The sequence below is a fragment of the Deinococcus frigens DSM 12807 genome, assembly GCF_000701425.1.
Lineage (GTDB): Bacteria > Deinococcota > Deinococci > Deinococcales > Deinococcaceae > Deinococcus > Deinococcus frigens.
The window spans coordinates 13993-35256 of sequence record NZ_JNIW01000005.1; the positions used below are offsets into that span (position 1 = coordinate 13993).

General features: G+C 66.1%; 17 protein-coding genes. 3 read left to right on the plus strand and 14 right to left on the minus strand.

Annotation, left to right across the window (positions count from 1 at the left end; all coding sequences use genetic code 11):
* Positions 1-38 precede the first annotated feature (38 nt).
* The 3 genes from Q322_RS0102910 to Q322_RS0102920 are packed head-to-tail and all read right to left on the minus strand — an operon-like array spanning position 39 to position 3612.
* A complete protein-coding gene (locus tag Q322_RS0102910) occupies positions 39-1160 on the minus strand; it encodes a DUF58 domain-containing protein (protein ID WP_029475770.1) in 1122 nt (373 codons plus the stop codon).
* Positions 1157-2140 carry an AAA family ATPase gene (locus Q322_RS0102915; protein WP_029475772.1) on the minus strand — a complete coding sequence of 328 codons (984 nt, stop codon included), beginning with the start codon at positions 2138-2140 and terminating at the stop codon, positions 1157-1159. Before Q322_RS0102915 ends, Q322_RS0102910 begins: the two co-directional genes overlap by 4 nt.
* A complete protein-coding gene (locus Q322_RS0102920) occupies positions 2137-3612 on the minus strand; it encodes a DUF4129 domain-containing protein (protein ID WP_029475774.1) in 1476 nt (491 codons plus the stop codon). Before Q322_RS0102920 ends, Q322_RS0102915 begins: the two co-directional genes overlap by 4 nt.
* A gap of 209 nt (positions 3613-3821) precedes the next feature.
* Here Q322_RS0102920 and Q322_RS0102925 point away from each other — a divergent pair, with 209 nt between their 5' ends.
* Positions 3822-4277: a hypothetical protein gene (locus tag Q322_RS0102925; protein WP_029475776.1), complete on the plus strand. Its 456-nt coding sequence runs from the start codon at positions 3822-3824 to the stop codon at positions 4275-4277.
* Positions 4278-4762: 485 nt separating this feature from the next.
* On the opposite strand, the gene rpoD is transcribed toward Q322_RS0102925, so the two are convergent.
* From rpoD to Q322_RS0102975, 9 genes are all read right to left on the minus strand, one after another.
* Positions 4763-6517, minus strand: coding sequence for an RNA polymerase sigma factor RpoD (rpoD, locus tag Q322_RS0102935; protein WP_281173608.1), 1755 nt, complete (start codon positions 6515-6517; stop codon positions 4763-4765).
* A gap of 223 nt (positions 6518-6740) precedes the next feature.
* The gene (locus Q322_RS0102940; RefSeq protein WP_029475780.1) at positions 6741-7919 is read right to left on the minus strand and encodes a class I SAM-dependent methyltransferase; all 1179 of its coding nucleotides are present in this window, start codon (positions 7917-7919) and stop codon (positions 6741-6743) included.
* 169 nt (positions 7920-8088) lie between these two features.
* The gene (locus tag Q322_RS0102945) at positions 8089-9243 is read right to left on the minus strand and encodes a phenylacetate--CoA ligase family protein (protein WP_051668062.1); all 1155 of its coding nucleotides are present in this window, start codon (positions 9241-9243) and stop codon (positions 8089-8091) included.
* 70 nt (positions 9244-9313) lie between these two features.
* Positions 9314-10192 carry an ABC transporter ATP-binding protein gene (locus Q322_RS0102950; protein ID WP_084147752.1) on the minus strand — a complete coding sequence of 293 codons (879 nt, stop codon included), beginning with the start codon at positions 10190-10192 and terminating at the stop codon, positions 9314-9316.
* Positions 10193-10369: 177 nt separating this feature from the next.
* Positions 10370-11557 carry an ABC transporter substrate-binding protein gene (locus tag Q322_RS0102955; protein ID WP_029475785.1) on the minus strand — a complete coding sequence of 396 codons (1188 nt, stop codon included), beginning with the start codon at positions 11555-11557 and terminating at the stop codon, positions 10370-10372.
* A gap of 97 nt (positions 11558-11654) precedes the next feature.
* On the minus strand, positions 11655-12728 hold the full coding sequence (locus Q322_RS0102960; protein WP_029475786.1) for a branched-chain amino acid ABC transporter permease: 1074 nt from the start codon (positions 12726-12728) through the stop codon (positions 11655-11657).
* Positions 12729-12869: 141 nt separating this feature from the next.
* Positions 12870-13766 carry a branched-chain amino acid ABC transporter permease gene (locus Q322_RS0102965; RefSeq protein ID WP_029475788.1) on the minus strand — a complete coding sequence of 299 codons (897 nt, stop codon included), beginning with the start codon at positions 13764-13766 and terminating at the stop codon, positions 12870-12872.
* A gap of 241 nt (positions 13767-14007) precedes the next feature.
* Entirely contained in the window at positions 14008-15972 is a 1965-nt protein-coding gene (locus Q322_RS0102970) for an AMP-binding protein (RefSeq protein WP_029475790.1), read from the minus strand.
* Entirely contained in the window at positions 15969-16769 is an 801-nt protein-coding gene (locus Q322_RS0102975) for an ABC transporter ATP-binding protein (protein WP_029475792.1), read from the minus strand. The genes Q322_RS0102970 and Q322_RS0102975 overlap by 4 nt, the downstream gene beginning before the upstream one ends.
* Positions 16770-17015: 246 nt before the next feature.
* On the opposite strand from Q322_RS0102975, the gene Q322_RS0102980 reads away from it, so the two are divergent.
* On the plus strand, positions 17016-18587 hold the full coding sequence (locus Q322_RS0102980) for an AMP-binding protein (RefSeq protein ID WP_029475794.1): 1572 nt from the start codon (positions 17016-17018) through the stop codon (positions 18585-18587).
* A gap of 73 nt (positions 18588-18660) precedes the next feature.
* Here the strand turns inward: Q322_RS0102980 and Q322_RS0102985 are convergent, their stop codons facing one another.
* Positions 18661-19350 carry a lysophospholipid acyltransferase family protein gene (locus Q322_RS0102985; RefSeq protein WP_084147753.1) on the minus strand — a complete coding sequence of 230 codons (690 nt, stop codon included), beginning with the start codon at positions 19348-19350 and terminating at the stop codon, positions 18661-18663.
* Between the two features lie 70 nt (positions 19351-19420).
* On the opposite strand from Q322_RS0102985, the gene Q322_RS0102990 reads away from it, so the two are divergent.
* Positions 19421-20044 (plus strand): SDR family oxidoreductase, encoded by a 624-nt coding sequence (locus tag Q322_RS0102990; RefSeq protein ID WP_029475797.1) that lies wholly within the window; start codon positions 19421-19423, stop codon positions 20042-20044.
* 6 nt (positions 20045-20050) lie between these two features.
* Here Q322_RS0102990 and Q322_RS0102995 read toward each other — a convergent pair whose 3' ends face one another.
* On the minus strand, positions 20051-21127 hold the full coding sequence (locus Q322_RS0102995; protein WP_029475799.1) for an alpha/beta hydrolase: 1077 nt from the start codon (positions 21125-21127) through the stop codon (positions 20051-20053).
* Positions 21128-21264: the final 137 nt, after the last annotated feature.

Genomic DNA, 21264 nt, shown 5'->3' on the forward strand with positions numbered 1-21264 from the left:
CGGGCCTGAGCGGTTCCTTCATCTTGCTGGGCGCGCCCTCAACCTCCCAGCCGCAACACGCTCTGGTTGCCGCGCAGCACGAAAACCAGGATGCCCGCTCCGGCCAGCACCCCGGCCTGCCGCTCCAAGTTCTTCACCGAGTCGGGGGCGGCCACCCACTGGCGGCGCGGCTTCTCGCCGGGTTCCAGGTAAAAGCCCTCGGGGACGGCGACAATGGCCACGCGGCTGGCGGTGGCCCGCGCCCGCATGGCCCCGGCGATCAGCGCGGGCGCGGGGCTGGCGCTCAGGATAATCAGGTTGCCGCCCGAACGGATGGGCGGAATGACCGGCGGGGCGGGGTCCGGCTGAAGCTGCGCCAGCCGCAGCAGGGCAGCGTGGTGGGCCTCGGCATGGCGGCCCGTGGGCGTCGCGCCCGCGTTTGTCGCCACCGAGACCGGCAGCTCCAGGGTCAACGCCTCCTGCACCAGACTGGCGGCCAGGCGCACGGCACTCTCGGCAAAGACTGAGCCGCCGCTGCTGACGTCCAGATACACGGTCACGCTGCTGGCCGCCGTGCGCTCGGGTTCGCGGACGCTCAGGGTGCCGGTGCAGGCGCTGGAGCGCCAGTGGATGCGGCCCGGCGGATCGCCCGACACGTATTCGCGCACGCTCCGCAGGCTGATCGGATCGTCCAGTCCCAGCCGCCTGGACAGGCCGCCCTCGCTGAGCAGCGGGCGCAGCAGGTCCGGCAGGCGCAGGCCGTGGGGGCCAGGAAACACTTCCAGACGTTGCGGCGCTGCCAGCGGCACGCTGCGCCAGAACAGTCCCAGCGGATCGGCCCAGTGCAATGTCGCGCCCGGCCAGTCGTACACGCCCCGGCTGTTGAGGGTGAGGGAGGTACGGACCTGCTGCGTCAGTGGGCCAAGCAGCTCGCCGGCCAGGCGCACGGGCGTATCGGGAACCACTGTGCGCGGCGTGGGGTCCTCGATCAGATACCGGATGGGCAGGCGACTGTGCAACTCCAGCCGGACCGTTAGCGGCAGACGGGTTCCCTGAAAGCCGCCCTGCGGCACCTCGCGCGCCAGGGAGACGCGGGGCGGTTGGCGGTAGGCCCACCACAGCAGCGCGGCCAGCAAGCCCAGGACGGCCAGCCAGATCAGCGCCGTGAGCAGCAGGTTCACCGGAGGGTAACGGCCCCGGCCTGGGCATGCCCTGACTCTACCGGCACCGGCTCGGAGCGCAGCATCTCGCGCACGACGTCCTCGGCGGGAACGCCCTGTAACCTCGCCTCGATCCTGAGGCTCAGGCGGTGGGCCAGCACTCCTGGCGCGGCGCGTTGCACGTCGTCGGGGGTCACGAAGCCGCGCCCCTCCATCCATGCCAGCGCCTGCGCCACCCCCTGCAAGGCCAGGCTGGCGCGCGGGCCGCCGCCCAGCGCCACGGCGGAATGCGTGCGCGTGCGGGCCGCCAGGGACGCCATGTAGCGCCGCAAGTCTTCAGAGACATGCACCGCCTGAACCGCGCGGCGGGCGGCCAGCAGCTCCCCGGGCGCGGCCACCGCCGTCAACGCGTAGATCGGATGCTGGCCCTGGAGGCGCGCGAGCATCCGCACCTCTTCCTCCAGCGTGGGGTAGCCCACCGACAGGCGCAGCAGGAAGCGGTCCAGTTGCGCCTCGGGCAGGCGGTAGGTGCCCTCGTTCTCGATCGGGTTCTGGGTGGCAATGACCACGAAAGGTTGCTCCAGGGTGTGCGTGACGCCGGATTCGGTGACCTGGCCCTCGCCCATCGCCTCCAGCAGCGCCGACTGGGTTTTGGGGGTGGCGCGGTTGATCTCATCGGCCAGCAGGACACCCGTAAAAATCGGCCCCGGCACGAACTGGAATTCTCCGCTGGTGGGGCGGTACACGCTCACGCCGGTCACGTCGCCGGGCAGCAGGTCCGGGGTGAACTGCACGCGGGTAAAGGTCAGGCCCAGGCTGACCGCCAGCGCGCGGGCCAGCATGGTCTTGCCGGTGCCAGGGGCGTCTTCCAGCAGCACATGTCCCCCGGCCAGTACCCCGGCCAGGGCCAGCCCGGAGACCTCGGCCTTGCCCACCAGCACACGGGCAATATTGTGCAGAATGCTGCGGGCGAACGGCTGGGTGATGGGTGAATCGGTCATGGGACGTCCTTGTGGTCAGAAGTGGAATCGTCTGCGGGACCCTGCGGCGGCGGAAGGTCCGGCAGCACCGCAGCCAGTTCGCGCGCCGCCGCCTCGGCCTGTTCGGCGTCTTCATCGGTGACGCGCCCGCCATACCGTACGGGGGCATAGGCGCGGGTCAGGGTGTCCAGCGGCCCGGCCAGCACGGCGTCGAAGCTGGAGAGCCTGGCCGCGTAGCCTGCCGGAGTTTCAGCGGCCATCCTGCCGCGCCCGTGCTGCCGCAGCGCCTCCTCGGCCTGACGGTAGGCGAGTCGGACGCGGTGCAGGGGCGGTGGGGCGGGTGCGGTGGGGTCATCCATCAGATTTGGTACGACTTTACCCTCCATCACTTTCTCCCTGGAGTGCACCCAGTTCAACCAGAACAGCAGGGCGGCCAGCGCGAAGAGCATGACCAGACTCAGCCACAGGAGGACCTGCCCGACGGCGCTGATGTCGATCTGCCGCCGCCCGGTGATATTGCCCAGCAGTTGGGCCAGGGCATTACCCGTGCCCGGAGGCGCTGCTTGCGCCGCCGCCGAGCCGCCCCCACCGCCGCCGGACAGCAGCACGCCTGCCGCCAGCCACAGCGCCCCGGTCAGCACCAGCCCCGCCACCATCAGCAGCTCGGTGGGCCGGAGCCTGCCACCCTCCTGCTTGCGCAACCTGAGCATCAGGCCGCCGCCCGCCAGCAACAGCAGCAGGCCACCCAGCAAAATGGCGTCGATGGGCAAAAAGACGTTGCCGATGGTGAATTGGAAGGGCAGTTCTATGCCGGGCATGGAAGGAGCGGGTAGGGTCTGGGCCAAGTATGGCGGTGGAGGCTGATTTGGAGGCGGCACCGTCTGAAGGGCAGGCGGAGGTGTCGGCCCGCCCAGCGCCGCCCAGTTCACGGCCTGACGCGGCAGCAGCGCGCTGAAGATCAGCAGGGCCACCAGCGCCGCGCCCGCCGCCCACCACACGCGGGAAGTCGGCTGTTGTGGGCGGCTCCCCATCCGCTCATCACGGCCCGGAATCGCCAGCAGCCCCCCGGCCAGCGCCAGCAACAGCCCCGGCTGCGGGGCCAGCAGCCCGATCAGCAGCGGCGGCAGCAGCGCTGAGCGACTGCGCCGCACCCCATCGCTGATGCGACCGGCGGACCAGTTCAGGGCCAGGACCACGAAGAACAGGGCCAGATAATGCAGGGCCAGGCCCACCAGCGCCGCCCGGCCCTGCGCCAGCGCCGCCGGAGCCAGGGCCACCGCCGCCCCGCCCACCACCAGCAGGCTCAGCAGCAGGCGGCCCTCCTCCCAGCGGGGCCAGCGCACGGCCAGGCCGTACAGCACGCACAGCAGCGCCGCGCTCCACCACGGCAGCCAGCCCGCCGCCGCCAGTGGCAGCAGGGCCAGACCGTAAGCCCGCCACGACACCCGCGCCGGGGTGTCCAGCCAGGATTCCTCGCGCGGCGCAGTGGTCAAGAGTGTTCCCCGGACGTCATCTTGCCTGAAGAATACGCGCTGGCCGCAAGAAAAGTTTCTCCAGTCACGAAAGCCGGCGGCGGGCGGACTCCAGAAAGAATGCCCCGTGGACCCACAACACTACATGGTGCCGCCAGTCGAATCTGGGTAAAGTCTGAGCAGGAAAGAGGTCCGCACGTTCAGCCCTGTCTTCCGAGGAGAGGTCCACTGTGCAGCACAAAAGCTGGTTCCTGACCGTGTCGGTTGCCCTCGGCCTCGCGCTCGGCTCAGCGGCCCTGGCGGGGGGCGGCGCGCCCGTCCGCATCTTCGGCACCTGGGAGGTCACCGCCTACCGCTTTGGCGACGGTATTTCGGTGGGCGAGAATGGGGCCAGACCCAACGTGGGAAGAATACTGACCTACAGCGCCAACCGGGCCGTGTCCAACGAGACCTGCGCCGCGCCCACCTACTCGCTGGGGCGCGCCACCGCGCAGGCGTTTCTGGAGGACTACCGGACCTCGCTGACCTCGGTGGGGATCAGGGGCAACGCCGTGGACACCGTAACCGTCAGGTGCGCGGGCAATGACTGGACCGAGTTCGGCGCAACCGTGTTCAGGGTCTCGGTCCGCGAGGCGCTGACCGTCTGGGACGGCGTGTATTACGTGCTGGAACGCCGGGGGAACTGACCTCCAGCTCAAGAAAAGCGTCCTGACCAGGAAAAACCAGAACGCTTTTTCGGGACCTCCGATCAACGCAGTTACAACGATTCCACGAATTGATCGAGGCGCGTGACCTCGGGGGCCGCACTGTTCTGGTCCATGCCCCTGAAGTGGATATTCATACAGAACCCGTTCTTCTCCTTCTCGGAGCGGCGCGAAGAAGTCGGGAGCCGCTTGCCGCGCCACCCTCTGAACCACACGGAGCAGTCCGGCTTGCCGAAACAATACGGGGTTCCAATTCACCGTGGGCAGTTGCGCGCCGGGCAGCGGTCCACCGCCTCCACCCGCGAGACTGAACGCACCCAGCAGGGCGAAGGCGACGGCAAGCATCGGGCGGGATGGTGGTGTCATCCCAGCATTGTTCGGGTATGCGAGGCGGAACTCAATCGAAACCACCCTCAAATCGAGAATGCCCCAGTGACGGGGCATCGGTTAAAGGCAACAGGTGAAGCTCAATCCAGGAAGTCGCGCAGCTTGCGGGTGCGGCTCTCGTGGTACTTCAGCTTGCGCAGCGCCTTATTCTCGATCTGGCGGATGCGTTCGCGGGTGACGCTGAAGCGCTGGCCGACTTCTTCCAGCGTGTGTTCGCGGCCATCCACGAGGCCCTTGCGGAACTTGAGGACCATCGCCTCGCGCTCGGTCAGCTTGGACAGGGCCTTTTCCAGTTCCTCGGAGAGTAGGGTCTTGGCGGCGTTGTCCACCGGGGAATCCAGGTTGTCGTCAGGGATAAAGTCGCCGTAAAAGCTGTCCTTCTCGTCGCCAATCGGGGTTTCCAGACTAACCGGCTCCTGGCTGACCTTCTGAACTTCCTCCACCTTGTTGGCGTCCCAGCCCGGACCCATCGCCTCGGCGATCTCCTCGTGCGTGGCCTCGCGCGAGAGTTCCTGCTGGAGCTGCCGGGCGGTACGGGTCAGCTTGTTGATGGTTTCCACCATGTGCACCGGGATGCGGATGGTGCGCGCCTGATCGGCGATGGCGCGGTTGATGGCCTGCCGGATCCACCACGTCGCATAGGTGGAGAACTTGTAGCGGCGGCGGTACTCGAACTTCTCCACCGCGCGGATCAACCCCTGGTTGCCCTCCTGAATCAGGTCCAAGAAGCCCAGGCCGCGCCCGGTGTACTTCTTGGCAATAGAGACCACCAGACGCAGGTTGGCCTCGATCAAACCCTGGCGGGCCGCCGCGCCGTCCTCCACCTGACGCATCTGGCGGCGGCGGGCGCGGTCCTCAAGGTCCAGTTCCTCTTCCAAGATCTTGCGGGCTTCCTCGCCTTCCTCGATGCGGCGGGCCAGCGCGATTTCCTCTTCCAGCGTCAGCAGCGGCACCCGCCCGATCTCGTGCAGGTACTGGCGCACCGGATCATTGCTGACGGCGCGCGGCATGTCGTCGAAGTACTTTTCCTCATCGTCAGGCTGGTTGGTGGCGCGGGCGGCAGCGGGGCCGTCCTCGGCTTCCTCGTCCTCGGAATCGTCCTCGTCGTCATCGGCGTCCTGAACCTCGATGTTCTGGGCGGCAATGTAAAGCTGAAGGTCCTCGAAGGCGTCGGCGTTCTCCGGGTTTTCCGGGTCCAGGCCATTGGCTTCCAGCGCGCTGGCCAGCGCCGTGGCAATGTCCTCGGAGGCCAGCACGCCCGCCGCCTTGCCGGTCTTGAGCAGGTCCTGAATGCCAGGGTGGGCGTAGTACGGCTTGTCGGCCACGGCGGCTTTGGGCGCGGCGGTCGGCTTGCCAGCAGCCTTGCCGGAAGGGGCCTTGGTTGCCGCCGTCTTCTTATTGTCCTTGGCAGGCGTCTCCGCGACGGTTTCAGTGGCGGCAGTCTTGGCGCTGGCCGCCTTCTTGGCCGCCGTCTTCCTGGCCGGGGCCTTGGCTTTCGGCTCAGCCGCATCCGTTTCGGCAGTATCTTTCTGGGCAGTGTCTTTCTGGGCAGTGTCTTTCTGGGCGGCGTCTTTCTGGGCAGTGTCTTTCCTGGCAGCAGGTTTTTTGGCCGCCGCCTTCACGGGCGCGTCGCCCTCGGCCTTGGCGGGGGGGGCTTTCTTGGCGGCTGGCTTCTTGGCCGGAGCCGCCCTGGCCGCCGCTTCCTTTGCCGGAGCGGCTTTGGCTGCGGTTGATTTGGTTGCGCCCACGCGGGCGCGCTGCTTCTTATCGGCGGCCCTGGGAGCGGCTGGGGTGTCGGTTGCTGGATCGGGTGATGCTTTGGTGGACTCTGCCATGCGGCCTCCTGCGGCAAGAGAAGTGGGTTGATCGGGGGCGGGCGGAATGCGGGTCCCCACGCGGGAGACCGGACGCCGGAACGCGCCAGTCTAGCAAACGCATCTGCGGGCCACGGCCCGCCTGAAGGCAGTCGTAAAGTTTACCACGCCTCTGGTAAATCTAGCAACAGTGGAAGGGCGTGTTCAGATGACGTGTGCAGCGGCCATCACGTTGCTCTGGCACTCAGCCGCGCGTGGCCGCCAGCACCTTGAAGCCGCCTGCCCGCGCCAGCTCCCGCGCCGGGCCGACTTCACGCAGCGGCGTCTCGTAGGGCAGAGGTTCATTCGCCACCAGATACAGCGTGCCGCCGGGCCTGAGGCGGCGTGAGGCGGCAGCCAGAAACTCCCGCGCCACGTCCAGCACCACGCCGCGCCCGACATGAAACGGTGGATTGGTCACGATGGTATCGAAGGTCCGCTCACCCAGCGAGGCGTCCACGTCCGAATGGATCACCTCGCCCGGCAGCCCGCTGGCCTCCAGCGTCATGCGCGCGCTGCGGACGCTTTGCAGATCACCGTCCACAAGGGTCACCTGCGCCCCACGCCGGGCCGCCCAAGCACCGATCAGGCCCGCGCCGCACCCCAGATCGAGGACCCGCTGGCCGGACAGGTCCAGGTCACCCAGCGTTTCGAGCAGCAGCGACGTGGCCTTATCCGCCTTGCCCGCGCTGAAGACACCCGGCAGGCCGACAATCTGGACGCCGAATGCCCCGTACTTGTCGGCTTCTGCAATGGCGGGGGTGGGGCCGGGGCGACGGACCAGACGGGCCACGCGCATTCCGCCGTCGCGGGCTATGGTTTCGCCCGTTCCATAGGCCGCGCCCGCCGCGCGCACGTAGCGGTCAAAGCCCTTATCACGGTCCCCGGCCAGGTACAGCGTGCCGCCGGGCGGCGTTTGCGCGTGCGCCCACGCAAGCTGCGCCAAGACGTAGGCGCTGCCCTGGTCCCCGGCCAGCGTCAGGGCCACCGTCCGCGCCCGTTCGGGCCAGCGTTCGGCCAGGGCGTCGCCGGGAGCGGCGGCCAGCGGGTCAAATCCGGCAGATTGCAGGACGGCCAGCGCCGCCGCCGAACCCTCCACCGCCCACAACTCCACTCCTGGCACACTGCCGAGCAGGCCGCCCGCCGCCGAGAGGTCCAGCACCTCGCCGCAGACGCGCCTCTTCCGCAGGGTCTGGGCCAGCAACTCCTGCGCCGCGTCCACACCGGGAAAGCCGCGCACGCCGGGTTTGGTGTGCGCGCTCAGGCCTTCCAGGCGCTGGCCCAGTCTGGCCGGGCGAACCTCGAAGTAATCGCCACCGGCCCCGCTGTCCTCACGTACGGGCGGGCGGGCGATTCGAATTTTCTGCTTTTTGCGGCCAGTCACGTCCCTCCATGTATCACATGCCGCGCCCGGGCGCCCCGCTCAAGGGCCGCTCAATGCTCCCCACACGCGCCCGACAGGCGCAGGCCCCAGCCTGAAGGGGCCAAACAATTGAACCTGACCGGGTGAAGTCAGGCGAAGCCGCCCCGCGATAGGTGGGGCTTTTTCCTGGCTAACCGCGCTCGTCCACAACGCCTGCACCCTCGTAACCGACGGTAACGGCCAGCTCGTCCAGCCGGATGGCGAAACGGCGCTGGAAATCGGCCTGCAAGGCGTCCTGATCTTCCGGCCACTCACCGCGAACGCTCAGGCCCAGGCGATCCGCACCGCCCTGTGACCACAGCCGCAGCGTGTGCTGGGTCTGGTCCAGGCCGTGTCCCGCCAGCCAGAAGGCCACTTCACGCGGAAAGAGTTTGACGCCCTTGACCTTGAGCATGCCGCCCACATTGCCGAACACGCCGCTGGGCAGATAGACACCTTCCTCGCGGCGTTCAATGCGAGTCAGGTCGCCCGTGCGGAAGCGCAGCAGAGGCATGGCCTGCTTGCTCAGATGGGTCACGACGAGTTCTCCGCGTTCGCCGTCCGGCAGGGGTTCCCCGCTTTCAGGATCAATCACCTCCAAATAAACCCAGTCCTCCAGCGCGCGCAGGCCGTTTTTTTCGGGGGTTTCTAGCGCCATCATTCCGGCCTCGCTGCTGGCGTAGCAATCCAGGGCCACGCAGCCCAGCGCCGCCTCTACCCGTTCCCGGCGGCCCGCAACGGCGGTGAGCGGCTCGCCGGAGGAAATCAGCAGTTCTGGCCGCGCGCCTGCCTCGCCCAATTTCTGCGCGAAACTGGGAGCCGAAACCAGAACGCGCACGCCCAGCTTCTGGATGGCCTCCAGTTGCGCCTCGGACTCGCCGGGGCCAAAGGGGATGGTCTTTGCGCCCAGCGCCTCCAGACCGCCTTGCATGATCCAGCCGCCCGCGAAACGGTGGTAGCCGAACGCGATCTGAACATGGTCTTCAGGACGGATGCCTGCCCGCACGAAGGCCGCCGCCACCGCCTGGCCCTGCGCGTCGATGTCCACCCGCGTGGCGTATTCCGGCAGCCAGCTCCCGCCCGGATGCGGCGTGAGGTGAACGCGTACGGCGTCGGGGTGGGCCAGCTCGCCCGCCTCGAAAGCCTCGGTCAGCCGTTCACGGGTCAGGAAGGGGACGCTGGCCCAGTCGGGACTCTCGGAGAGATTCTGGAGGGCGGCGCGGTATAGGGAGTGGCGTTTGAGTCGGCCCAGCAGCTCGGCCTGCCTGGGGGGCGAGGCAGAGCTTGGGTGGAGTGTGTTGGTCATTGAGGGTCCTCAAAGGGAGAGGCTGAAAGCTCGGGCCTGTGTGTTGTTTTGTAATGCCAGCGCACCGCTTTCACATCCAGCGCTTGCGCCGCTTGTAACTTTTCACGTCTTTAAAGCTCTTGCGTACGCCGCCCTCGGTGACGCCCAGATAGAACTCCTTGACGTCGGGATTGCTGGCGAGGTGGGCGCTGAGGCCCTCCATCACGATGCGCCCGCTTTCCATGACGTAGCCGTAATCGCTGTTTCGCAGGGCGATGTTGGCGTTTTGCTCCACCACCAGCACGCTCAGGCCCTCCTCGCGGTTGATGCGGCGCACGTTGTCGAAGATCTCGGCCACCAGCAGCGGCGCGAGGCCCAGGCTGGGTTCGTCCAGCAGCAGCACGCGCGGGTGGGCCATCAGCGCGCGGCCAATGGCGATCATCTGCTGCTCGCCGCCAGAGGTGTATCCGGCCTGCTTGTGCCGCAGCGCGGGCAGCTTGGGAAAGTAGGTGTAGATGCGCTCCAGATCGTCTTTCCAGTTGCCCCGGCCCAGAATCGCCCCGGCCCGCAGGTTTTCCTCCACCGACAGGTGCTTGAAGACGCGGCGGCCCTCCGGCACCTGCACCACGCCGGCCTTGACGACATCGGTGCCGTTCAGAGCGCTCAGAGCTGTTCCGGCAAACGAGATGGTGCCTTCCCTGATCTTACCGTTCTCAGGTTTCAGCAGGCCCGAGATGGCCCGCAGCGTCGTTGTTTTCCCTGCGCCGTTGGTGCCGAGCAGGCTGGTGACCTGTCCGGCCCGCACGCTCAGGCTGACGCCGCGCAGGACCTGAATGATGTCGTGGTAGACCACTTCTACATTGTTGACGGTCAGATCGTCCTTGCTGGCGGCAACCTGGGGCGGCGGAGCTTTGGCGGGCTGAGAGGTGGCGGGCTGAGGGTTGGCGGGCTGAGGGTTGGAGAGGGTCATCAAAATCAGTCTCCCGATTGCGGAGGCGCGGGGCGGGCGGCGCAAAACACAGACGAAGCTCCATCGCTTGACCCCTCTCCCCTTACAGGAAAGCGGCGCTGCGTCGGCAGCGGGGTAAGGAGACCACCGGGCAGACCGTCCACTTGGCAAGTTGCCCAGGTCATCCCTTCCGCCCACTTACTTCATCGGGTGAACGAGCTGGAACATGGCACTCCGCTGCGCTCCCGTAATCGCCTTGAAGTTCCCCGTGGCGTCGGCTTGCAGCAGGCGCAGGCTTTCCGCGCCGATGTGGTCCCTGGCGCTGAAGGTCACGGGGCCGACGGCAAAACCGGGATTGAAGGCGCGGCTGCCGTTCATGCTGATCAGCCCCTTGTAGACCCCGGCGGCGTCCGGGTTGGCCCCGGCACGTTTCATGGCCTCAATGGCGATGGCCGACGCCATCATGCCGCTGGTGTAATGCACGCTGCGGATGGTATCTGCGGCGCGCTTAAACTGCGCGCCGATCTTCTTGGCCAGGATGATGCCGGGCTGGGTTGCCTCGTCGTACAGGTAATAACTGGTGGCCCAGATGAAGTCCTTGGCGGCGTCTCCGGCCAGCTTGGTCAGGTCCTCGCCGCCGGTGTAATGCGCGCCCATGAACTGCATCTTGCCCAGCAGGCCCAGCCGCTTGGCGTCCTTGAGGATGTTGGCCACCGGCCCGGCGGTGTTCTGGTTGATGATGTATTTCGCGCCCTGCGCTTCCAGCCGCTTGAGCAGGGCAGTGTTGTCCAGGTTATTGCCGCCGACTTCCTGCACATCGGTGATCTTGAGGCCCAATCTCTCGGCAGCCTTGCGCGCGTCCACCACCGGGTCACGCCCGAAAGGGCTGGGATTGACCACCAGCGCCACCTTTGCGCCGCGCTCCTTCTTGGCGACGTATTCCAGCAGCGCCACGATGTTCTCGGAGTAGCTGCTGACCGGCAAAAAGGTGTAGGTGTTGTCCGGCGCGTCGATGATGCCGATGTGGTAGCTGGCCGTCAGCGTGGGAATCTTGGTCTCCTGAATCACGCTCTTGAGTTGCAGCGCGCCGCCCGTCGCGTAACCCAGGAACACCGGGGCGTTCAGATTGGCCACAAAATCCTCGAAATTGCGCTGCGTGTTGGCGTTGTTGTACTGGTCATCACGGATCACGCAGTTCAGGGTGATGCCCGGCAGCATCTTCTGCGAATTGGCGTATTTGCAATAATCCTCCACACCCGCCGCGTAGCTGGCCCCGGCGTCGCTCGTCGGCCCGGTGATAGCCCCGGACCACGGCAACGTCACTGTTTTCTGTGCGGCGGCGAAGGAGAGGGAGACAAGGGCGGACAGGATCAGGGTCTTCTTCATGGGTGGAACCTCCAAAAGGTGAGAGGGCGGATAGGGGTGGGCAGTGGCGTTGAAGTTGGAAGGCGAGGGCGTTCATTCCGTTGCACTCACGGGACCGCTAGAACTTGTACGGCCACTTCTTGAAATAAAGCCGCGATAATCGCCACCAGTTCGCCAGACCGCGCGGCTCGAACATCAGGAACAGCACGATGGCGAGGCCGAAGGACAGCGGGCGCAGCGCGGTGGCGGCGTCCACGCCCGCCGGGAAGATGTTGAGAGAGCCGAGCCACTGGCTGCCGCTGCCCACGATCCGGTCCAACGCCACGATGAACAGCGGCCCCAGGAACGATCCCGGCAGGCTGCCCAGGCCGCCGACAATGGCCATTGCCAGCAGTTGGATGGAGATGTGCAGGCCGTAATCCTCGATCACCACGGCCTTCTGGAAGTAGGCGAACAGACCGCCCGCGATTCCGGCGTAGAACGAGCCGATCATAAAGGCCATGATCTTGGCGGTGCCGGGGTTGATGCCCATCGCGGCGGCGGCCCGGTCATTGTCCCGCACGGCGATCAGCGATCTCCCATGCTTGGTTCGCAGCACATTGCGCCACAGCAGTCCCATGACCACCAGCACGGGAAGAATCAGGTAATACCAGACAAAGTTGTGGTTGAAGAAGGTGGCCTTGACCCCGAGCACCTGCACCTGCGGCAGACTGATCGCGCCGCCCTGCGCCAGCAGCGGCGTATGCCCCACGCCCCACTCGAAAATAATCTGGAAGGCCAGGGTGGCCACCGCCAGATACAGGTACTTGAGGCGCAGGCTGGGCAGCCCCACGAACGTACCGACGAGCGCCCCCGCCAGCCCACCAATCGGAATGGCGAGGAAGAACGGCAGGTTGAGCCGGGTGGCCGCCAGCGCCGTGGCATACGCCCCCACACCCATAAACGCCGCCTGTCCGATGTTGATCAGTCCGGTATACCCGGTGGTGATGTTCAGTCCGATCACCGCCACCGCGTAGATCATGATCATATTCACGTCGCGCAGCATGGTCTTGGGCAGGATCAGCGGCAGCAGCAACAGCAGACCGATTAAAACGATCAGGCTCAGTTGCTCCGCATAGGTGGCAAAGATGGTCTGGTCCTGCTGATACTTGGTGCGGTAGTTGCCCGTCTGGGTGAAGCGGGAGGCGGGCATCAGCGCACGCTCCGTGCGGGTCCAACCGTCAAACTGTCAAACCGTCTAAAGGCAAAAACCAGATCTTGAGATTGCGTGACCGTCAGCCCACGTCCAGCGGTTAGACGGTTAGACCGTAAGCCTTTAGCCGGCGCGCAGCGCCTACACACGCTCGATCTCCTTCGTCCCGAACAATCCATAAGGCCGGATCAGCAACACGATGATCAGGATGATGAAGGGGAAGACCTCGCGGGTGCCGCCCCCCGGCACGATGCCGTCCAGATAGCCCGCCGAGAGGTTTTCCAGAATGCCGATCAGCATGCCGCCCACGATTGCGCCCACCACGCTGTCCAGGCCTCCCAGGATCACCACCGGAAAGACCTTGAGGCCAATGCCAGCCAGACCGCCCAGTGTCAGGCCGCTCATCAGACCCAGGATCACGCCCGCCGCCGCCGCCGTCAGGCCTGCCGCCGCCCAGGCCAGAGCGAACACGCGTTCTACGCTGGTGCCGACGCTCATGGCCGCCATCTGGTCATCGGCCACGGCGCGCATGGTGATGCCCAGGGTGCTCTTGTTAAAAAAGTAGGTGAAGCCGCCCAGCAGGCCCAGCGCCATCAGCACGCCCGCGATCTGGGTTTTGGAGAGGGGCAGGCCGAACAGCTCGATGCCCTGACCGGTCAGCAGCGCGGGGCGCTCGAAGCCGAAGGTTCCCGCGCCGTAGGGCGTCAGGTGAATCAGACCGTCAATCACGCTGCTCAGGCCAATCGTGACCATGATGACGGCGATAATCGGCTCGCCCACCATCCGCCGCAGAAACACCCGCTCGATCAGCATGCCCAGCAGGAAGGTAGCGAGCATGGCGATCAGCCCGGCCAGCCAGAAGTTGACGCCCTTCTGCGTCAGCGCAAACGCGATAAACGCCCCGGTGGCGATGATCTGCCCGTGAGCGAAGTTGATCACCCGGCTGGATTTGTAGATCAGCACGAAACCCAGCGCGGCCAGGGCATAGACGCTGCCGATCACAACGCCCGCGATCAGCAGTTGCGGCAATAGGTCCACTCAGACCTCCTTTGGGGGGTGAATGTTGGGGTGGAGGGCGAGGATGTTTCAACCGGGATGCAGGGGTGGCTCCCACGGTTTGACCCCTCCCCCCCTGCGGGGAACCTCCCTTTAAAAAGGAGGCAAGGGGAAGCGGAATTGCCCGGCCAGTCGCGCTTCCCGGCTCCCTTTAAGGGGAGCTGGCTGCGAAGCAGACTGAGGGGTTTTCGTGGGAGCCACCCCTGAACACTGTCCAAAACCCTCATGCCCCCACCCGCACCGCCGCCACTCCACCGCGCGGCAGTTCCACTTCCATTCCCGGAACCCGGTGAACCACCACATCGGTCTCCACGCGCTGCGTCTGCCCATCCTGGTATTTGAACGTGGCCTCCACCCGCACCTGTTCGGAACCGTCGTAGAGGGCCGCGACAATGGGGGCGTACTTCTCGCGGATCAGTTTGCGCCTCACTTTGCCGGTGCGGGTCAATTCGTCGTCGTCGGCGTCCAGCAGCTTGTACAGCAGCACGAAACGGGCGATTCGTTCGTGGGGTTCCAGGCGGGTGTTGGCCTCCTGAACCTCCTTCAGGATCAGTTCGGCCAGCTCCGGCCTGCTGCTCAAGTCCATGTAGGTGCTGTAGGCAATCTGGCGTTTCTCGGCCCACTGCCCGGCGGTCATTGGATCGACATTTAGAAAGGCCGTGACCTGCGTTTCTCCGTCGCCAAAGGCCACCGCCTCCTTGATGTACGGGCTGAATTTCAGGCGGTTCTCGATGAACTGCGGACTGAAGGTCTCGCCGCCCGCCGTGTTCATCACGTCGCTCAGGCGGTCAATGACCTGAAGGTGGCCGTCGGGGGTCAGGCGTCCAGCGTCGCCGCTGTGCAGCCAGCCGTCACGAATGGTCTCGGCGCTGGCGTCGTCGCGCTTGTAATAGCCCACGACGACGGCGGGACTGCGGCTGATGATCTCGCCCTCGTCGGTGATGCGGACCTCGCCGCCAGGAAGAATCTTGCCCACGGTGTCGAAACGCACGTCGCCGTCGCGGTGGACATACGCGATGCCGATGTTTTCGGTCTGGCCGTAGATCTGCTTCAGGTTCACGCCCAGGCCGTGGTAGAAGCGGAACACGTCCGGTCCCAGCGCCGCACCGCCGGTGTACGCGCGTTTCAGGCGCAGAAAGCCCAGTCCGTCCAGCAGCGGACGGGTCAGGCCCCAGTACGCCAGCCAGCGCTTGAAGGCCGTCGCGCCGCCCGCCTTTTTCCCGCTCAGGCTGGCGTCAGCAGCGTCGGTACTCCAGGCCAGCAGCTTGCGGTACAGCGCCCGGTTGGGGCCGTAACTCTCCTGCATCCGAATGAACATGCTGCTCTGAATGCCCTCCCAGACGCGCGGCGGGGCGAACATGAAATGCGGGCCGATCTCCACCAGATCATGCATGGCCGTCTCATTACTTTCGGGGAAGTTGACCGTCACCGCGTTCGCCAACGCCACGGCCACCGTCATCATCTGCTCGCCGATCCAGGCCATCGGCAGGAAGGACAGGTAATCGTCGCCGGGACTGAGCGGGTCCACCTCGCCCAGCGCCTGGCCCATGTACAGCAGATTGCGGTGCGACAGCATGGCCGCCTTCGGATTCCCCGTGGTGCCGGAAGTGAGGCTGAAGTGGCACACGTCATCGGGCTTCCCCAGCGCAGCCTCGCGGTCAAAGACGGTGGCCGCCTCCGCCTGTCCGAGTTTCAGCAGCTCATCGAAGGACATGAACCAGTCGTCGCCCGCGTGCTTGCTCATACCGCGCGGGTCCTCGTAAATCACCTTACGGATGTGGGGGAGGCTGGCGCGGTGGTCCAGCAGCTTGTCCACCTGCTCCTCGTCCTCGGCCAGCACCAGCACGGCGTCGGTGTAGTCCAGCACGTAGCGGGCTTCCTCGGACGAACTGCTCTGATACATGCCCACGCTGACGGCCCCCAGCGCCTGCACGCCGATTTCCATGAACACCCAGGCCGGAATATTGTCGGCCAGCACGGCGACTTTCTCGCCGCGCACGATGCCCAGCGCGTGCAGCCCGGCGGCCACCTCGCGCGCCCGTGCCAGGTATTCCGCGTATGTCGTCTCGTTCCAGATGCCGTATTCCTTGTGGCGCAGAGCGACGGCCTTCGGCGTCTGGGCCGCGCGTTTTGCGAGGAGTTGGGGGATGGTCAGGGTGGTCACGTCGCCCACGTCGTAGGGGGTCATGCGCCCACCGCCTGCTGTTCTTCCGCCACACCCGTGTAGGCCTCGATCACGCGCGGATCGGCGCTGACCTCTGCGGGCCGCCCCCCGGCGATCAACTGGCCAAAATCCAGCACGTACACGCGGTCACTGATGTCCATGACCACGCCCATATCGTGTTCGATCAGGACGATGGTGATGCCCTGCTCGCGCTGGATGTCGAGGATAAAGCGCACCATGTCCTCTTTTTCCTCCACGTTCATGCCCGCCATTGGCTCGTCCAGCAGCAGCAATTTGGGCGCGAGGGTCAGGGCGCGGGCCACCTCCACCCGCTTCTGGATGCCGTAGGCCAGCGTGCCGACGGGGTGCGCGCGGTGCTGCTCCAGCTCCATGAAGTCGATGACGCGCTCGACATAGGCGCGGTTCTCGGCTTCCTGACGGCTGGCACGTCCGTAAAAGGCGAGGCTGTCGAGCAGGCTGTAGCGCAGATGCGTGTGCCGGGCCAGCAGCAGGTTTTCCACCACGCTCAGGCCCCGGAACAGCTCTAGATTCTGAAAGGCGCGGGCGATGCCGTAACCGGTGACCACGTTGGGCGCGGCGCGGCTCAGGTCATGGCCGCCGAAAGTGATGCGCCCGCGTGTGGAGTGGTAAAACCCGCTGATGCAATTGAGCAGGCTGGTCTTCCCCGCCCCGTTTGGACCGATGATGCTCACGATCTCGCCCTGCGGCACGCTCAGGCTCACGTCGGTCAACGCATTCAGGCCACCGAACGTCAGCGTAACGCCCTGAACTTCAAGCTGGGGAGACTGAACTTGAGACATGACACCTCACGCAGGGGAATCGAGAACGGCGTCTGACAGAACGGTCAGGGTGGATCGAGACAGGAGTTGTTGGTGCAGTGATTATGGCGGCTCAGAGCGGCCTGGTTGTTGGCATCTGTCTAGACATTCAACCATTAAATGAGAGTTGAGAGACGATCTGTCTAGACCAATAGTGAAATGTGGGGACAGGTCATCTTCAAACTGAGCTGACCTGCACCGCCCTTTCCTGCTGCCAGAGGCCCCACCGTGAAAACGCCACTGACCCCGCTCGAACCCGTCCTGCGCGCACTGAAGATCTTTGGAGCACGTCCAGTCATTCAGGCTGGCGACATGACGCTAAGCTATGCGAACCTGGCGGACCGGACCGCCCGCCTGATCTCGTTGCTGCATGAAACAGGGCTGCATGCAACAGGGCTGCGTGAAACGGGTTCGACGCCGGGCGCTCATGCGCTGCTGATCTCGCCCAACACGCCCGACGCGCTGCTGGCCTTTTGCGCCGTGCCGCTGGCCGGAGGCGTGATCGTGCCGCTGAATCCAGCCTTCGGTGACGAGGAACTGCGCTTTCTGGCAGGCCACGCCGACCCGGTGGTGGCACTGGTGGACACGGGCTGCCTGGCACGTGTCGGCAAAAAGCTGGCCGAACTCAAAATCCCCGTTATCGAAATCGGCGACGCCTCCGATCTGAACATGAGGCTGAGCGCCGTCTCCCCCGCCCCGCTCGAACTTCCCGCCGCACTGGACGAGGATTCGCCCATCAGTATCAATTACACCAGCGGCACGACGAGCGATCCGAAAGGCGTGATGGTCACGCACCGCAACGCTTATATCAACCTGTCGAACCTGCTGTACCACCTGAATCTGCGGCCCGGCAGCGTGTACCTGCACGCCCTGCCGCTGGCGCACGGCAACGGCTGGGGCAGCGCGTGGGCGGTCACGGCGGCGGGCGGAACGCATGTGATGACCCGCAGCGATGAACCGCGCGAGCTTCGTGAGGCGCTGCTGACAGGCGGGATCACACACCTGTTCGCCTCGCCCGCGATCCTGACGCCGCTGGCAGATTCCGCAGCCCCGCTGACCCTGCCGCGCCCGGTGCGGCTGCTGGTGGCCGGAACGCGCCCGCCGCCGCAGTTGCTGGAGCGGTTGCGCGCGCAGGGCTTCGAGCTGCTGCACGGCTACGGCCTGACCGAGACGAACGCCGTGATGACTGTGAACGAGGCCCAAGACGCCGCCGATGCTCTGTCCTCGCCGCAGGGACACCCGATGGTGTTCGGCGGTCAGGTGCGCGTGGTGGCAGAGGATGGCCAGCCCGTGCCGCCTGACGGCTTCACGCCCGGCGAGATCGTTATTCGCGGCAATCAGGTGATGAAGGGCTATTACAAGAATCGCGCCGCCACCCGCCGCGCGCTGGAGGGCGGCTGGCTGCATACCGGAGACCTGGCGGTGGTTCATCCTGACGGACGGGTGGATATCCTGGACCGTGCGGGCGACCTGCTGACCATTGGCGGTCAGAGCGTGTCCAGCGCTCAGGTGGAGGCTGTGCTGTACCGCCATCCCAGCGTCCGCGATGCGGTGGTGGTGGCCGGACATGACCGGGCGGATGAGGTCTGTGCCGTCGCCTTCGTCACGCTTCATGCGGGCGCGGGCGTGCGCGGTGAGGAACTGCGGAGCTTCTGTGCCCCGCATCTGCCCCACTACGCCCTGCCCAGCCGCGTTGTAGTGGTGCCCGAACTGCCCAAAACTGCCAGCGGCAAAGTGCTGAAGCATGTGCTGCGGGGGCAGGTGCGGGACAAGCACGAAGCGGGAGCAAACCCGGGTTAATGGCCCCTCTAGCCTTGTGGGAGAGGGAGCTACCGCACAGTTAGGAGAAAAAACGAGTTGATTACCCGCCCTTCTAAACCCTCTCCCCCACCGGATGCGCCAGCTCCAGCAGCCGCTCGCCCAGTTCCGCCGTGACGTTCTTGATGCCGCCCTGCGCCTCGATGGGCGGCCCGAAGCGCACGATCCAGCGACGTCCCTCACGGCATATCCCGGCGGGCAGGATCGGGGCGCGGGCCTTGGCGGCGATTAATGCCACGCCGCCCTGTAGGGCTGGGCCACCGCGCGTTCCTTGCGGGAAAATGCCCACCGTGCCGTTGTTCTTGAGAATTCGCACCGCCATGCGCACGGCCCCCAGATCGTTGCCGGAGCGGTCAATGGGAAAGCTGCCGCCCGTGCTGATGATCCAGCCGATCACCGAAACGAACAGCTCCTTTTTGGCCATGAATTGCACGAAGCGTCCAGGCGGCAGGGCGCGGGCCACCATGAAGGGATCGAGGTTTTCCCGGTGGTTGGCCGCGATCACCAGCGGCGTGCCGGGCGGCGGCACATGTTCGCGTCCGTGGACCTCCAGATGCATGCCGCTGCACACAACCGGCAGGTAGGTCAGCGCGATCACGGCGCGGTATACCCGTTGATCGACCTGGGGCGGCGCAGGTTCCGGCGCGGCAGGCCCTGTCGTGGCAGATTTCGGCGTGGCAGGTCTCAGCGTGGAGTCGCGGAGCGGTACGGAGCCGGAAGATTCGGGGCGGGCAGCGTCGCTCATGAGGGCAGGATACGCCCAGGTTAAGGAGGCTGGCCCTTTACTTTTCCCGCACCCGCTTTAGCCTTGGGCCATGAAGATCGCAGTGATCGGTGCGGCGGGCGGTTTGGGCCGCCGGGTGGTAGCGCAGGCTGTCAAGGCAGGACATCAGGTGGCGGCCCTGGTGCGCCGTGACGAGCAGGCCGACATGATGTCCCTCTACGGCGCAAAACCGGTGATGGGCGATCTGGAAGGCGACTGGCAGGGCGTGCTGGACGGCGCAGACGCGGTGGTCTGGGCGGCGGGAGGCGGAGCGGACGGCGACTACCAGGCCATCGACGGCGAGGCCCTGAGACGCGTGGCGGACACATTGGCCGAGCGCGGGCCGAAGCGCTTCGTGGTGGTCAGCAGCATGGGCGTGGACCGCCCGGAGCAGATGCCGTCCTTCTTGCAACAGGTCCTGCGCGTCAAGGCGGATTCAGACGGCCATGTGCAGAACAGTGGCCTGGACTGGACCATCGTGCGCCCGGGCGGCCTGACCGATGAACTCGGCGGCGGCAAGGTCACGGTGGGCGCGCAGGTGGGCGGCGGCAGCATTCCGCGCGACGATGTGGCGAGCATTGTCCTCGCGTGCCTGGGCGATCCGTCCACGGCGGGCAAGACCTTCGAGGTGGTGGCGGGCGATCAGGGCCTCACGGACGCGGTGGACAGCCTGTAGCATTTGTCAGGTCAGGGGCGATAACCCTCTTAGCCACCAGCGCAGAAAGGCTGGAAAACGCGCGGCCCACGCGGCCTCATCATGCCAGTGGTCCGCACCGATGGTGACGTGAACCTCACGCATCTTTAGTTGGAGTTGCCGGGCCAGGGCGTGGGTCAGTTCAACCACTTCTGCCGCGCCCTGGAGGGAATCAGCCTCGTGATCGCCCATATCCAACCAGACACGGGTCTGCGGGGCGGGGCGGTCCTTCATCCAGCGCAGCAGCTCGAAGTCGGCGGGGAAGATGGCCGGACTGAACACGCCCAGCGTGCCGAACTCGGTGGGAGCGCGCAGGCCGCCGTACAGCGTTACGAGGCCGCCGAAGGACGATCCGGCCAACGCCGTCTGCGCCGCCTCCACCGGGCCGAAGCGTTCACGGAGGGCGGGCTTGAGCGTCCCCAAAATCCAGTCCAGATACTCGTCTGCGCCCGGATTGAAGCTGTTCAGCTCGAATGGGAAGGGGACGTAACGGCGGCTGCGCTCGTCGTTCACGCTCAGGGCGGCGATCAGGCAGGGCTGACCCTCATTGGCCAGGGCCTGAGCAGCCTGAACGACATTCCAACTCTGTCCGGCGAAGGTGGCGGCCTCGTCGAACACGTTCTGGCCGTCGTGCATGATCAGCAGCGGCAAGGGCCGCTTGGGCGAGTCGGGCCACCACAACCGCACGGGTTGCTCACCCCAGGGAGCCGCCAGCGTTAGCTCCTCGCGCGGCGGGGCCGAAGTGGAGGGCCGCCCGCTCCCCTTTCTGGCGTCCTGCCAGCCGTCGAAATTGAGCTGAAGATCCATCTCATCCTGGACAATGACCTTGTGGGCAGGGGCGCGGCCTCCCCACACATCGCCCTCCTCGCTGGTCTGCCCGTCATGCAAGACCCGGACCTTGACACCCAGCAATGAGCCTGCCGGCAACTCGGCTGCCAGTTCGCGCCCGGTAAAGGTCCAGCCCGCCGGATCGTTGCTCCAGCCCCGGTGGTCGCCCGTCAGGAAGAGGACGCCTTGTGGCGTGCCGGGCGGCAACCCAGGAATGATGAAACGGACTTTAGGCATACCCCAGCTTAGGCGCAAGACGGCATCAACTGCGACGGAAACACAGCCCACCGAGCAGGTACAACAGCAAGGTGCCACCTGCGCCAGACCCCCAGCCGCGTTAAGCTCCGGTCAGCCTGCATAAGGCACGGGTCACC